The 14,309-nt window shown below is 62.6% G+C and carries 14 protein-coding genes and 1 riboswitch; of the genes, 5 read left to right on the top strand and 9 right to left on the bottom strand.

Annotated elements, in window-relative coordinates; genetic code table 11:
• The 3 genes from ABRP30_RS12495 to ABRP30_RS12485 all read right to left on the bottom strand — a co-directional run bounded on the left by ABRP30_RS12495 (nt 1) and on the right by ABRP30_RS12485 (nt 1,587).
• On the bottom strand, nt 1-576 hold the full coding sequence (locus ABRP30_RS12495) for a putative natural product biosynthesis protein (RefSeq protein WP_241806930.1): 576 nt from the start codon (nt 574-576) through the stop codon (nt 1-3).
• Between the two features lie 77 nt (nt 577-653).
• A complete protein-coding gene (locus tag ABRP30_RS12490; protein ID WP_267823695.1) occupies nt 654-1,049 on the bottom strand; it encodes a DUF2946 family protein in 396 nt (131 codons plus the stop codon).
• Nucleotides 1,050-1,209: 160 nt separating this feature from the next.
• Nucleotides 1,210-1,587, bottom strand: coding sequence for a DUF2946 family protein (locus tag ABRP30_RS12485; RefSeq protein ID WP_349975479.1), 378 nt, complete (start codon nt 1,585-1,587; stop codon nt 1,210-1,212).
• 368 nt (nt 1,588-1,955) lie between these two features.
• Between ABRP30_RS12485 and ABRP30_RS12480 the strand changes: the two genes are divergently transcribed.
• Both ABRP30_RS12480 and ABRP30_RS12475 read left to right on the top strand, forming a co-directional pair.
• Complete coding sequence (locus ABRP30_RS12480) at nt 1,956-2,363, top strand: DUF2946 family protein (RefSeq protein ID WP_349975480.1); 408 nt, start codon at nt 1,956-1,958, stop codon at nt 2,361-2,363.
• Between the two features lie 78 nt (nt 2,364-2,441).
• Nucleotides 2,442-4,493, top strand: coding sequence for a TonB-dependent receptor (locus tag ABRP30_RS12475; RefSeq protein WP_349975481.1), 2,052 nt, complete (start codon nt 2,442-2,444; stop codon nt 4,491-4,493).
• A gap of 42 nt (nt 4,494-4,535) precedes the next feature.
• On the opposite strand, the gene ABRP30_RS12470 is transcribed toward ABRP30_RS12475, so the two are convergent.
• The 5 genes from ABRP30_RS12470 to ABRP30_RS12450 form a co-directional block, all read right to left on the bottom strand.
• A complete protein-coding gene (locus ABRP30_RS12470) occupies nt 4,536-5,555 on the bottom strand; it encodes an iron ABC transporter permease (RefSeq protein ID WP_267823687.1) in 1,020 nt (339 codons plus the stop codon).
• Entirely contained in the window at nt 5,552-6,520 is a 969-nt protein-coding gene (locus tag ABRP30_RS12465) for an ABC transporter substrate-binding protein (RefSeq protein ID WP_267823685.1), read from the bottom strand. The genes ABRP30_RS12470 and ABRP30_RS12465 overlap by 4 nt, the downstream gene beginning before the upstream one ends.
• The gene (locus ABRP30_RS12460) at nt 6,517-7,302 is read right to left on the bottom strand and encodes an ABC transporter ATP-binding protein (RefSeq protein WP_267823683.1); all 786 of its coding nucleotides are present in this window, start codon (nt 7,300-7,302) and stop codon (nt 6,517-6,519) included. Before ABRP30_RS12460 ends, ABRP30_RS12465 begins: the two co-directional genes overlap by 4 nt.
• A gap of 47 nt (nt 7,303-7,349) precedes the next feature.
• Complete coding sequence (locus tag ABRP30_RS12455; RefSeq protein ID WP_372490453.1) at nt 7,350-9,488, bottom strand: TonB-dependent receptor; 2,139 nt, start codon at nt 9,486-9,488, stop codon at nt 7,350-7,352.
• A 108-nt stretch (nt 9,489-9,596) separates the two neighbouring features.
• A riboswitch (cobalamin riboswitch) is annotated at nt 9,597-9,805 on the bottom strand.
• A gap of 212 nt (nt 9,806-10,017) precedes the next feature.
• Nucleotides 10,018-10,404 carry an NUDIX domain-containing protein gene (locus tag ABRP30_RS12450; protein ID WP_372490485.1) on the bottom strand — a complete coding sequence of 129 codons (387 nt, stop codon included), beginning with the start codon at nt 10,402-10,404 and terminating at the stop codon, nt 10,018-10,020.
• Between the two features lie 238 nt (nt 10,405-10,642).
• Here ABRP30_RS12450 and ABRP30_RS12445 point away from each other — a divergent pair, with 238 nt between their 5' ends.
• The 3 genes from ABRP30_RS12445 (at nt 10,643) to ABRP30_RS12435 (ending at nt 13,059) form a co-directional block, all read left to right on the top strand.
• The gene (locus ABRP30_RS12445; protein WP_349975484.1) at nt 10,643-11,971 is read left to right on the top strand and encodes an SDR family oxidoreductase; all 1,329 of its coding nucleotides are present in this window, start codon (nt 10,643-10,645) and stop codon (nt 11,969-11,971) included.
• Between the two features lie 81 nt (nt 11,972-12,052).
• On the top strand, nt 12,053-12,592 hold the full coding sequence (locus ABRP30_RS12440; RefSeq protein ID WP_349975485.1) for a type 1 glutamine amidotransferase domain-containing protein: 540 nt from the start codon (nt 12,053-12,055) through the stop codon (nt 12,590-12,592).
• Nucleotides 12,593-12,786: 194 nt separating this feature from the next.
• On the top strand, nt 12,787-13,059 hold the full coding sequence (locus tag ABRP30_RS12435; protein WP_349975486.1) for a hypothetical protein: 273 nt from the start codon (nt 12,787-12,789) through the stop codon (nt 13,057-13,059).
• A gap of 27 nt (nt 13,060-13,086) precedes the next feature.
• Here the strand turns inward: ABRP30_RS12435 and ABRP30_RS12430 are convergent, their stop codons facing one another.
• Entirely contained in the window at nt 13,087-14,301 is a 1,215-nt protein-coding gene (locus tag ABRP30_RS12430) for an MFS transporter (RefSeq protein ID WP_349975487.1), read from the bottom strand.
• Nucleotides 14,302-14,309 lie beyond the last annotated feature (8 nt).

The following is a 14,309-nucleotide window of genomic DNA, read 5'->3' as shown; positions in this document are numbered from 1 at the left end:
TTAGCCAGGTACCGGCAACCAACGCCGGAAGCTGCTCTGGCCTTTGGCGCTGAGTGGGCTCCAGGAAAATTCCCAAGGGGGTGACGGCAAGTCTTCGTCCGCCTGGGAGGCTGGCAGCGCCGGCCGTACGCCGGTTTTCCACTCCACGACCCGTTCGCCCATAGGCTGCCAGGCCAGCACCAAGCCACGGGCCTGAGACACATCAGTCGCCACCCACAAGGCGGCCGCGGCCACCATGAAGGCCTCGATGTGCTCCTCAGTCACACGCGCCTGGTAGGGGGAGCTCAGCAACCAGCGGCAAACGCTGATGTAATACGTCCAATCCAGCGCCGGATGGTGCCGGTAGGCCCAGGTCATGAAGCGTCGGAACAACTCAAGACCCTCAGGCGGGTCGAGCTTCAGCAAGCTTGGGCAGACATCGAATAGCGTGTGCCAGTAAGGCAACAGGCGCGCATCGAGGTTGACGAAACTGCGGGCGTTGCAGGGGTAATCGGGAAACGGCAACAGGAAGTCGCCCGCGCGCGACGGGCGAATGGAGGGCTCCAGCAACGCTGAAGCGGTCAGGGTGCGAGACATCGTGTGCTCCTGGGTACGGCTAGCCATCGGCAGGCCGACGCCCCGCTTCCAGCGGGTGCGGCCTGGGTCCTTGCGGGTCAGGCGATCGACGTCGGGGAGGCACGGGGGTTGATCGACGGCCAGCAGTGCCGCGGTGAATGCACCAGAACGGCGGGCTGCTGGTCGACCGGCAGCACGGGCAGCACGAAGCCGGCCAGGATCAACGAGGCAGGCAGAGGTGCAGGGCCGCCCTGGGCGCAACAGCAATGCCCCGGGGCGGACGTCTTCGGGCTGAGGTTGCCGTCCTTGTCCGGCATGGCCGGCTGAACGCCGCCCGACGAGCAATAACTGCCCGCCAGCAACTGCGCCAGGCTCAGGTCGCCCAGGGTACTGGCCATGGGCAATGCCAATACCTTGAGCAGCATGGCAAGCAACGCGGCGACCCAGAGGCTATCCCAGGTGCGTGCGCGCAGGCCGCAATGGCGCATGTTCATGCCTCGCCAGGTAGCGCGGGCGTGGAGATTCGACAGGTCATGAGGGCTTACCTCCAACGACGGCCAAACCAACCGGCAGGTGCATGCCTGAGCATGCACCGTAGATCCGGCGTGTTAATGGCAGGCACTGGCCCGCCACGGCGCCTAGGCGCAGGTAGCGTCAGAGAGGTGAAGCGCGAGGGTTGGATGAGGGCCAGCAATAACGCGGCGGGGCATGGCTGCGTACTTCACGCAGGATTGGCCGGCGCTCGCTGCTGGCCAGCAGCCAGCCGACAGCGATGAGAAAGACCAGGGTAAGAAAAGCCGCCGAGCCCATCGGGCAACTGAACGGAATGCTCAAGTCGCTCGCCAGGGCGCCGTCCTGCTTGGCCTTGAGAGGGGCGGTATCGCCACCTAAGCTGCAGAACGCGCCGCCGAATCCATTCAGCGCCAGCCCCACTACCTGCCCGTGGGCTAGGCCACAGCCAAGTACATTGAACAGGACACAGAAGTACAGTGCCCAGGCAACGAGGGGTCGGTTTGAAGGCAGACGGTTCATGGGCGGCGACTTTAGCATCGAAACCGGCCCCGTAGAAGCTTCAGCGGTGGCCTGCCCCGTCTGCGACAAGCCGCCACACCTGGCGCAGTTGGACGCCATTGGCCAATGCGGGTGGCCCCCAGGGACAGATTGTCACAGTTGGTCAGACCCACCACGGTCTTTACAGTGGCGCCGCCATCGCAATGGCTCGGTGCAATCCCACGCAGACAAAAGCGCAGAGCCGGCCAGGACCCTCCCAAGGTGGCCGTCGGTATGCGCAGTCATTGAGCCTTCGGCGGGGTGCGTCTGCGACAAAATGGCGCACTGCTGAACTTTTACAGCCCGCAACAGATGCGGCTTAATGCACGCCTTACCCGTCCGGGGGTTTCATGACGATACGTGCTCGCGCACATTTTTGCCTCCTCGCCTGTCTCGCCATGCTGTTCAACCTGCTGGCGATGCCGCTCGACCGTGCCTTGCAAACACCCCGCATCGACAGCCAATCGCTGATTCTCGGCAGCTTCTGCAGCCTGCACGGTGCGCAGAGCCTGCCCAAATCGTTGCTGGCCCAGCTCAAGGCCGAACTGCCGCAACTCGGCGATCAGTCCGAGACGAAACACCCGGCAGGTGACTGCTGCTGTGGTCATGCCGGCCATGCCATGTTGGCCAGCTCCCATTATCGCCACCTCTATCCCCGCTACTGGCCCGACGCGCTGCTGCTCGGCGCCAGCCACACGCTGTTGCTGCCGCGCGAGCAGTGGCCAAAGCTCAACCCGCGTGCCTCTCCCCTGGCCTGACCTGTCGTTGCTTGCCCACGGCTGCACCGTGACCTTCGGTGCGCAGCCCTGCCCGACTGTCTGACCAGGAAACCTTCCATGCCTGCGTTCCGTTGCACCGCACGCGCTGTCCTGCCCGTGCTCGCTTTGTTCAGCCTCAGCCCCCTGTCGCTGGCCGTTGCCGAAACTCTGCCTGCTGAAAACTCCACCCTCACCCTTGGCGCGGTCAACGTGACCAGTACCGAAAGCGGCCCGCTGGCCACCAGCAGCGTGCTCAGTTCGGTGGACATTCTGGGCGGTGACATCCTCGAAAAGATGCCCGTGGCCTACAGCTGGGAGCTGTTCAGCCGCGCGCCAGGGGTGATGCTCACCGAGTTCAACCAGGGCACCACCTCAGGCAAATTGTCGTTCCGCGGCTTCAATGGCGAAGGCGAAGTGAACGCGGTGAAGTTGCTGATCGATGGCATCCCCAGCAACACCAATGACGGCAACATGCCCTTCCTCGACTCGGTGTTCCCCATGGACATCGACAGCATCGAGGTGGTGCGCGGCACCAGCGACCCGCGCTATGGCCTGAACAACATCGCCGGCAACGTCAATATCAACACCCGCACCGGCGGCAACTACAACAAGGCGCGCCTGCGCTACGGCAGCTTCAACACCCGCGAGGTGCAGCTGGCCAAGGGCATCGAGACCAGCAACTGGACACAGAACTACTTCTTCGCCCGCCAGCAGGTCGACGGTTACCGCGACCATGCCGATACCGAACGCTACAGCTTCGGCGGCAAGTGGTTCTATACCCCTGACGATGGCAGCTATCGCCTTGGCCTGATCGCCCGCCACTACGAGTCCGAAGCCCAGGAGGCCGGCTACCTGACCGAGGATGACGCCCGCCATCATCCACGCATGAGCAATGACTACAACGCCACGGACAAAGGTACGCGGCGAATGAACCAGGTCAGCGTGCACTTCGACACCGACCTGGCCGAAACGCTGTCCTGGTCGGCCAAGACCTACCTCAACACCTATGACGACCGTCGCTGGACGCAGTACTGGCGCACCAGTTCACAACAGGAGCGCGACACTTACGAGGATCAGTACGGTGCCATTACCTCGCTGACCTGGCGGCCACAGGTGGACTGGCTGCATGCGTTCGCCCTTGAAGGCGGAAGCGATGTGCAGAAACAGCAGAACCGCAGCGAGCGATACCGCACGATCAATCGCGTGCGGCAGGCGCAGACCCGTGACCAGGACTTCGACTTCAACACGGTCGGGGCCTATGTGCAGGCTGAAATCGAGCCAGTGGAGTCGCTCAAGATCGTGCCGGCCTATCGCGTCGACAAGATCAGCGGTGACTTTACCAACAAGATGACCGGGCTGGACTCGGACATCAACGACTACGGGCTGATCAAGCAGCCCAAGCTCAGCATTGTCTATTCGCCGTGGAAGTTCGCCAGCGTTTACGCCAACTGGGGCCGGACCTTCCAGGTCGGGACGGGCGCCGCAGCCTACAAGGTGCCGCCGCGCAACGAGGACCTGGACCCATCGATCAACGAAGGCTGGGAAACGGGCGTCAAGTTCACCCCGGCCAGCTGGATCGATGGCCGCGTGGCTTATTGGCGTCAGGACGCCTCTGGCGAGGTGAGCCGTCGCCTGAACGACCCCAGCGGGGAGTCGGACAACGTTGGTGAAACACGCCGCTGGGGCTATGACCTGCAGGTCAACCTGCACCCGGACGAACGCACTGAGGTGTGGATGTCCTACTCCTGGCAGTACTCCAAGATCCTGGAGCCCAGCAGCGCCTTACCAGGCAGCAAAGGCCAGGAAATCGATCACGTGCCCCACCATCTGTGGAACACCGGCATCAGCTATCAGGCTACCCCGAAGCTGCAGCTGACTGCCTGGGCGAACGGGCAGACCAACTACTACCTGGAGCGGGAGAACACCCAAGGCACGTATGGCGGCTACGTGCTGATGAACCTCGGCGCCACCTACAAGCTCAGCGAAACGCTGAGCGTCGACCTGCAACTGAAGAACCTGACCGATCGCTACTACGAATACGTCTGGTACGACCCGGACGGTGCCGATGCATCGCTGCACTCCCCCGGCGACGGTCGCGCCCTGTATGCAGGGCTCACCGTCGACTTCTGAAGCAAGGCACGGCAAGCGACCAGGCCGTCGCTTGCCGTGCTCTCAGCGCTTGAGCAGCACGATGAAGAACAGCCCACCCAAGGCTGCAGTGGCAATGCCAATCGGCAGGTCCTCCGGCGCGATCAGCGTGCGCGCAGCCACATCCACCCAAACGATGAACAGCCCGCCGAGCAGCGCGCTGACCGGCATCAACCGCCGGTTTTCCGCCCCCACCAGCGCACGCGCCACGTGCGGCACCATCAGCCCCACGAAGCCTATGGCGCCCGAAAGCGAAACCAGCACCCCTGTCAGCAACGACGTGCAGATGAATACATGAAGACGCAGGCGGCGGCCGCTGAACCCCAGGCTGATCGCGGTCTGCTCTCCGCTCATGAGCGCGTTCAGGCCACGCCCCATCACCTGTAGCACAAGCAACCCAAGCAACACACACACTGCCGGCAAGCCGATAACGCTCCAGCGCGCCGCGCCCAGCCCACCCAACATCCAGAACACCACCGAGGCTGCAGCATGCTGGTCAGCGGTGTACAGCAACAGGTTGACCAAGGCCATCAGGACGAATGACACCGCGACACCCGCCAAAAGCAGGCGGTCACTCTCCATGCGCCCTCCACGCCTGGCCACGGCGATAACCAACAGCATGCTCGCCGCTGCCCCCACAAAAGCTGCCAGGGGCAGGCTGAACACGCCGATGAATTCGCCGAGGTACAGCATGACCAGCACCGCGCCCAGCGCGGCGCCAGAGCTCACGCCCAGCAGGTGCGGGTCGGCCAGCGGATTGCGCGTGACGGCCTGCAGGGCGGTACCCACCAATGCCAGCCCCGCGCCTACCACTACCCCTAACAACACACGCGGTGCGCGGATCATCCAGACGATCTGCGCCTGGCTGTTGCTCCACGCTCCCGGAAGATCGACGCCCAACTGCTGGGCAACGATCCCGAACACATGGCCCACCGGGACCGAGGCCGGGCCGAATGCCAGAGCGATCACTGAAGAAAGCACCAACAGCACAACCAGGATCACGATCAGCCAGCGATAACTCCCCGGGCTGCGCCCCCAGGTCATGGTGTTGCCTCCTTGAACAACGCCGGATGCAACGCCCGCGCGATCTTCGCGACGGCCTCGGCGTTTTCCACCGAAGGGGTGACTTGCAGGTACGTCAAGGGGACAAAGCGCTGCTCGCGTATGGCCCGCACATCCTTCAACGCAGGTTGGCGCAACAGGAAGTCGCGCTTCTGCTGCCAGGTTCTAGGGCCGTAATCGACGATCAAAATCACTTCAGGGTCGCGTTCCACCACGCTCTCCCAGTTCACCTGCGTCCAGCTGGCCGCCACGTCCTGCATCACATTCACGCCACCGGCAGCATCGACCAAGGCCTGCGGCATGCCCAGGCGCCCCGACGTGGTCGGCCGGTCTTCACCGCTGTCGTAAAGGAATACCCGTGGCCGATGCTGCGCCTGAGCTACCCGCCTGCGCACCTCGGCAACCTGCTGGCGCATGTGCGCCGTGAGGGCTTCGGCTTGCGGCTCGACACTGAAGATGCGGCCCAGATTGCCCAGGTCGCGGGAGACATCATCGAAGCTGGCGCGTTGCTGGGGCATGACCCAGGAGCACGACTCGCTCAGTTCATAGACCGGGATCTCAAACGCTGCCAGCGTTGCGGGCGTGACCGGGCCACCCACGTGCATGCCGTAGTTCCAGCCAGCGAAGAACAAGTCGGCGTCTATCGCCAGCAAGGTTTCGATGGAGGGGTAACGACTGGCCAGTTGCGGCACGCCCTCCAGCGCATCATCGATCCATGGGTCGCGGTGTTTGTGGCGGGTAAAGCCGGTGTAACCGACGATGCGCTCGCGCAGGCCCAGGTGCAACAGCATGGCGGTCATGTTCACATCGTGCACCACAACCCGCTGCGGCGCTTTGCTGAAACTCACCGAACGCTCACAACTGCGGATGTTCAATGGGTATTCACTGGCCGCGATGGGCAATGCCATCAGCAGAGACAACAGGCCGATCAAGGCGTAGATGTTCATGGCCGGGTTATCCAGGTAATGCGTGGGTAAGGATGCAGCGGGTGCGTGTCGATCAGCGCTTGCAGGCCGAAGACCTGCCACAGTAGCTCGACGGTCAACACCTGCTGCGGCGCGCCGCTGGCAATGATTCGCCCGCCGTCGATGACGTACAAGCGGTCGCAAAACGCCGCTGCCAGGTTGAGGTCGTGAAAACTGGCCAGGGTGCTCAGGCCCAGGCCTCGCAAATGCTGCAGCAACCCGAGTTGATAGCGGGGGTCGAGATGGTTGGTCGGTTCATCGAGAATGAGCATTTCAGGGCGCTGTACCAGCGCACGGGCCAGCAGCACTCGCTGCTTTTCACCTCCCGACAACGTGGCGAAGGTCCGTTCGCGGTAGCCGCTCAGCCCTACCCGTTCGAGCACCTCAGCGACCAGTTGCAGATCGTCGGCTGTGTCCCCTTCAAACAGCGATTTGTGCGGCGAGCGGCCCATGGCGACCACTTCGCCGACACTCAACCCGAACTCCTCTGGAAACTCCTGCAGAACCACGGCAATGCGTTGGGCGCACCAGCGCGGGTTGCGCTGCCACAACTCGACGCCGTTCAAGCTGACCTGGCCTGCGGTTGGCTGCGTAGCCCGGTAGGCGCAGCGCAGCAAGCTGGTCTTGCCGCTGCCGTTGGGGCCAATCAGCCCAACGAACTCTCCCTTGCCGACACACAGATCCACGGCGTGCAGCAACGGACGTTGCCTGCCGCCTCGCTCAGGCACAGACCAATGCAGGCCGTCGATTTTCAGATGCATCATTGAACCCACTCCAGCAAGCACCGGCCCGAAGGCCGGTGGCGGCCCCCTCAGAAGCTGTAGTCAGCCGTCACGAAGAACGAACGCGGCTCGCCCAGGTACCACTGCAGGCCGTTGTTGTCAGTGGTGGTGGCATACTGGCGGTCGAACAGATTGTTCAATTGCAGGCCCAGCGTGAGATCAGGTTGGACATGCCAGTCGAAGTTGGCATCGACCACGGTGTAGCTCGGCACCTGCACGGTGTTGGCGTTATCGCCATAGCGGCTGTCGACATAACGCGCCCCTGCCCCGGCGCTGAAGCGCTGACCGAAGTCCTTGCTCAACCACAGGTTGGCCGAACGCCGCGGTACGTTGACGGGCCGGTTGCCACTGTAGTCGTTGCTGCCGCTGGCAAACTCGTCGTACTCGGCACGCACCCAGGCGGCGTTGGCTGAAAGCTGCATATCGTACGGCAGGCGTAGCTCCAGCGTGGCTTCGATGCCGTCCGAAGACTGCTGGCCGATCTGTTGTTGCACCGTCGGGTTGAGCGGATCGGTGCTGAGCAGCTTCTTCTTGACGATGTGGTAGGCCGCCAGGGTCCACTCGCCACGGCCCTCAGGCAGCATCTGCTTGATGCCCACCTCGGTCTGTTTGGCGGTGCTCAGGTCCCAGCTTTGTTGCGCGGCGCTGAGGGTCAGCAGGTTGCTGACGCCCTCGGTGCTGGTGGCGTACTGGCCGTAGACCGAGAGGTCCTGGCTAAGCGCGAACACCAGGCCCGCTCGCCAGTTGTCGCCACTCAGGCTGCGATCCGACCGGGTATCGGTATCCAGATCATCACGGTCCAGGTGCACCTGGTCACGCCGCACCCCGGTAATCAACGACAACCGCTCGGTAAGCTGCGTGCGGTTTTCGGCGAACAACGAGAACTGCTTAGCCTGGTTGGCTTCGCGCGAGCGGTAGGGGTCAGTGCTGATGTAGTCGCCGCCACCCGAACCGGACAGCGGCACGGTATCGGTGTGGGTATTGCCGAAGTCATGCTTGCGCACGAACCGGATCGAGTTGTAGTCGGCGCCGACCACCGTCTGGCTGTCCAGCCCGAACAGCGAATGCTGCAAGGTAAACGACTGGCGATCGCCGATCTGCTCCTGGACCTGCTTGATGCTGATGAAGTTGCTGCGCTGCACCTGACCACCCGGCAGCCAGGTATAGCTCTCGGCGTTGCGCCAGCGGCGTTGAGCCTTGAGGAAGTACAACTGATTGCTGGCGGTGAGGTTGTCGCTGATCACCCACTCAGTGACCAGCCGCGTGGACTGGTCGTTGTAGTGGACCTCGGCGTTATCGACGTTGTAATTGTGGTCGCGTATCGACTCCTGGTAATGCCCGTTGACCAGCGGTGTACCGAAGTACTGCTGTGGGTCCTGATCACCGTAATCGTGGCTGAGGGTGACGCTGAGGTCGTCATTCGGTTGCCAGTGCAACGCGCCGCTGACGGCGATGCTTTCTGATTCACCGCAGTCGACCCAGCCGTTACTGGCAAGCTTGTTGAGGTTCAGTCGGTAGCTCAGCGTATCGGTCAGCGAGCCGCCGCTGTCCAGCGCCACTTGCCGACGATCGTTGGAGCCGTAGCCCAAGCGTACATGGTTGCGCACTTCCCCATCGAAGGGCTTTTTCGGCACCACGTTGATGACCGCGCCCGTGGCACCCTCGCCATAGAGCACCGATGCCGGGCCGCGCAGCACATCGATGCGCTCGACCGACCAGGTGTCCACAGGAAAGGTGACGGTGCCGGCGCCCACGTACAGCCGGGTGCCGTCGTACAGCTGCATGGTGGAACTGTGCCCGGTAAACCCTCGGGCCGAGAGCGCCGTGCCGCCGTTGCCGGGGGTGCCGATGAAGGTGATGCCGGGCGAGCGCGTCACTGCATCCTGGACGGTGTTGTTGTTGCGGGCTTGAATCTGCTCGGCGCTGATGCTGGTGACGCTCGCAGGCGTTTCCAGGGGTGTGAGGTTCAGGCGTGAACCACTGGTGCTGGGGGTATGCAGATCCGGTTGGGTGTCTTGCCCGAGGGTGCCTGTAATGGCGGTAGCCGGTAACGCCAGTGCCTGGTCAGCTTCGGCGCCGTGCGCCGGGACGGTGATGAAAACACAAGGCACCAGGCTTGCACGCATCAACGTGCCTGGCAGAGAACTGAAAAGCGAGTAGCGGGACATATCTTTCCACTTGCAGCAGGAATGAAAGAATCCCGGAGGGAACAACGCATGGGGAACGCGCAGGCGCGCACGCCCACGGAAACCGGCCTGCGCCCGCCCACCGCGGGTTTGCCAAACTGTGCTTCAGGCCGGTCTCCGGGCTCGCGAGGGTCATGAAGCATTCACCTTCCCATGCCGAGGCACAGTGGTGTGTCGAATACTTCGCTCGCATACCGTTGCGGGGGCAGCGCCGGACTGATCATCGCGAGGATGACGAACCGGCTTCCCGTTTCACCCCATGCACGGCGGCAGGGGGCACCTGAAACAGGCGCGCAGATGATCATCAAAACCGTTTCAGGTCAACTGCCATCTTGAAGTAATGGCTTTGTCTGGAAATGAGCCGATGGGTTTGCACGCGCCGGGCACTTGCACAATCGGGCCGGATGGAGTGGCTGGCCTGTAACGTGGCGCGCCTGAAACAAGGAGATTCACCGGCTTAGTGCCCAACCCTCGGGCATCATTTGCCTAGCTACAGCGCTACCTTCTCCAGTCAAGCGACCAAGGCCGGAAGGTTGCGCGCCAGCAGTTCAGCAGCTGCGGGCCCTAGCCGGGACGGTCCCAGCTTGCGGCGCTGTACCCACTTGCACGCCACGATTTCGTTCTGCGGCACAGGCCGGTCTCGTTCATCGATCTGCAAGGTAAAGATGTGATGGACAATGCGACCGGCACGGACCGTACACAGCTGTACCAGGCGCTGCCGGCGAATACCCGTTTCCTCCTGGAGTTCACGAACGGCAGCACTGAGGGGGCACTCATGCGGCTTGACGCTGCCACCTGGGAAATTCCACCCACGCGATTTACGGCGCACCAACAACAGTCGGCCACTGCGAAAGCAGAGCACTGTTGCACGCGTCCGGAGCTTGCCAGGTGTCGACATCCTCACTCCCTTTTCCATTCTTGAGTGACGGTGGACCGCCTGAAGATCCGGCAAGTTCACGCCATCCGCATTTGGGCTCGTTGCCTTGCTCATGCCGCCTGCCACCTGCTCTGAACTTTGCTGCCTCTGCCGGCTTCAGTTGCTTAGTCACTCCACATTCGGGCTTGTGACTCGCAGAGTCCGACGAACACAGCAAACGCCAAGCGATCGCTGGCCTTTGACCGAAGGGGTTCGAACCATGATCGATCAAGCGACAGGCATGAAACCAGGCGAACGCTACTGCGTGGAGAACGTCGAGCGCGCTCATCAGTTCCCTGGTTTCTTTCAGGACGGTAAGTATTACCTCGGCCCCGAACTGCTCACGGCAGTAGGCTGGCTCGAAGGGACGAAATTCCTCTATGACAGCCTGGATGCGCAGGGTGAACCCGTTTTCCCGGACCGGGTGGCGGGCACCATCGAGGGCATGAAGCTGGTGCTGATCGACGGCACGGCCTTGCAGCTCTCGAAGATACCCGCCAGCGCCACCCTCGCACCTACCGCGGACAACGTCGAGCAGGCCCCAGAACCTGCCCATCCTGCAGCCCCTACCCCGTTAAAGGGCCCGTTGCGCGGCAAGGTCGTGGTCATCACCGGCGCTTCCAGTGGTATAGGCAGGGCCGCGGCACATGCATTCGCTTGCACCGGTGCGCGGTTGGTGCTCGCTGCACGCGATGAGCAAGCCTTGTTCGATGTGCTCGATGAATGCACCGACTGTGGCACAGACGCCGTGGCGATCGTCACCGACGTCACCCGCAGCGACCAGGTGCAGGCGCTGGCCACACAGGCTGCCGAATTTGGCCACGGACGGATCGATATCTGGGTCAATAACGCCGGCGTTGGCGCGGTGGGCAACTTTGAGCAAACACCGCTGCAAGCACACGAACAGGTCATTCAGACCGACCTGATCGGTTACCTGCGTGGCGCCTACGTGGCCCTGCCCTATTTCAAGGCCCAACGCAGCGGCATTCTCATCAACACCCTGTCACTGGGAAGCTGGATCGCCCAACCCTATGCGGCGGCCTATTCGGCGAGCAAGTTCGGCCTGCGCGGGCTGACCGAGGCGCTGCGCGGCGAATTGACCGAGTTCCCGGACATCCACGTCTGCGACATTTATCCAGCGGTCATGGACACCCCGGGCTTCAGGGATGGTGGCAATTACACCGGCCATGCGCTCACACCGCCCGGGCCGATCTACGACCCGCAGCAGGTAGCCAAGGCCATGGTGGCCAGCGCTATTTCCCCTCGCGCCCACACCACCGTTGGCACTGCCGCCCGCCTTGCCCACCTGGCGAGCTACCTGGTCCCGCGCCTGGCGCTGGTTACAGGGTGGTTGACACGCAGGGCGTTGAACCGCAGCCCCAGTGCACAGATCACCTCCGGCAACCTGTTCGAGCCAACCAGTGACCGGCGCAGCGTGGAGGGCGGCTGCAAATCCAGCAACGGCAACATGACGCTGTGGGTGGTTGCGGCAGCCGTCGGTGTCATCGCCGGGCTCGCCGCCACCCGCTCGCCACGCAGGCGCCGCTAAGCACACCGCTGAGCATCGAGCAGGAACTTTGCTCGCCATGGCGGGCCCCTATTGAAGGTTTATTGGTAAAGGAGATGAATGATGAATGCACAACTGAGCGGTAAGCGTGTGGCCTTTCTGGTCACTGACGGCTTCGAGCAGGTGGAACTGACCGGCCCCCGTGAGGCTTTGGAAAAGAGCGGCGCGGTAGTCGACATCCTGGGTGAGAAAGAAGGTACGGTCCGAGGCTGGAACCATGACAAGCCCGCCGACGAATTCACCGTGGATACGACTTTCGACAATGCCCAGGTCGATCTTTACGATGCCCTGGTGCTGCCCGGCGGCGTTCAGAACTCCGACACCATTCGCTTGATCCCTGGCGCGCAACAGCTGGTCAAAAGCCATGACGCTGCCGGCAGACCCCTGGCGGTCATCTGCCACGGTGCCTGGTTGCTGATATCGAGTGGGTTGGTCAAAGGCAAGCGGATGACCAGCTACAAGACCTTGCAGGATGATATTCGCAACGCCGGCGGCACGTGGGTAGATGAACAGGTGGTGGTCGATGGCAACCTGATCAGCAGCCGCCAGCCGGACGATATTCCTGCCTTCAATGAGCAATTGATCAAAGCATTGGCAGGCTGAGTTTCGCGTAGCTGCCCAGCGCATGAACAGCAGTGTTTGCTGTTCTGCTCCCGGTCAGCAATAACGGCGCGAGCTGTGGTGTGTTCGGCCTGGTCCACTCTCACAAGCCACTGCCAACGCCGGGAGCTCGCGCAAGGGGAATGGCCATGACCGTCGAAGGCATGGCCTTGATTGAATGATTTGGATTGTGCCCGATGGAAGACTGGATCGGTTTATTGGAATGGCCTGCCATGGCTGTGACGGTGGTGGCGGCCTGGTGCATCGGCTCGCGCCGCCCAGGCCGGCGTAAAGTGGGGTTCTGCTGCTTCATCGCCAGCAACCTGCTGTGGTCGATCTGGGGCTTGCATGCCCAGGCATGGGCTTTGATCGTATTGCAGGTCGTGCTCTGCCTCATGAACCTCAGAGGCTGGTGGAAGAGCAAAGTAGCGTCAAAGCGATCGCATGGGGTGCATTCTCGGCCGGCTTGATCTGTGGCCATGCCCCAGTGCATCGTCTCACTGGTTTGTTCCCTGTAGCGTACGGCTTGTACATGGGAATGTGCGATTAGTGGCAGCACTTAGCACGGTTGCCGACAGCAAGAGCACGCCGCTGGCGACGAATGTGGCTCGGTAGCCGAACCCGTCATACAGCACGCCACCCACGGTAGCCCCCGCAGTGATGGCCAGCTGAATCACTGCGACCATCAAGCCGCCTCCAGCCTCCGCTTGGTGCGGCATTGCTTTGGCCAACCAGGTGAACCATCCCACGGGGGCACAGGTAGAGATCAGCCCCCAGATACCGAGCAAGACAGCGACTGGAACGACCCAACTACCGACCATGATCACTGCGAAAGCGATGGCAGTCATGATCAAGGGTACGCCCAGCAGCACCCGATTCAGGTGTCGACCAACGAGCGCCCCAACGACCATGGTACCGACCAGCCCTGCGGTACCGGTGACCAGAAGCACAAGCGAGAGGGTGGGCACGTCCACACGGGTGACCGTTTCCAGGAAGGGCCGCAGATAGGTGAACAGTGTGAACTGCCCCATGAAGAGGCAAGCCACGGCCGCCATGCCGAGCGCGACCCTGGAGTCTGCCAGCAAACGCAAGGTTGCGGTGGCTGACGCGGCCTTGCGTTCGCTCGGCATCGCAGGCAGCGTGAAGGCTTGCCACATCAACGCCAGCGCGGCCAAGGGCAAGACGCACACGAACGCGCCTCTCCAGCCAATCATGCCGCCCAGGTAGCTTCCAACGGGCGCCGCGATTGCCGTCGCCAAAGCGGTACCGCCCTGCATCAGGGCAATAGCCTTGGGAACCAGCGGTGCGGGTGCGATGCGCATCATCACCGCTGTGGACATCGACCAGTAGCCACCAATGGCGACGCCTAACACCGCCCGCCCCACCATCAATGTCAGGTAGTTCGGGGCAAAGGCCACCATCCCCCCGGAAACCAGCATCAGCGCGGTTGTGGCCAGCAGTACAGGCTTGCGGTCGATACCCTGAGTCAGGGGGGCCAGCATCAGGCTGGTGATCACGGCAAACAAACCGGAGATGGAAATGGCCTGCCCTGCCTGGCCTTCAGTCAGTGACAAATCGGCCGCAATCGGCGTGAGCAAGCTCACTGGCAGGAACTCCGAAGCCACCAGGGCGAACGCACACAGCGACATTGCCAGGACTGCGCTCCAGACCTGACGGCTTGTGTGGTGAAGGTATGTTGCTGAGCTACTCATAACGGACT

Origin of the sequence: Pseudomonas sp. WHRI 8519 (genome assembly GCF_040224055.2) — a bacterium.
Classification (GTDB): domain Bacteria; phylum Pseudomonadota; class Gammaproteobacteria; order Pseudomonadales; family Pseudomonadaceae; genus Aquipseudomonas; species Aquipseudomonas putida_X.
Note: the sequence above shows the minus strand (reverse complement) of the source record. Positions and strands in the feature narration are given on the sequence as shown.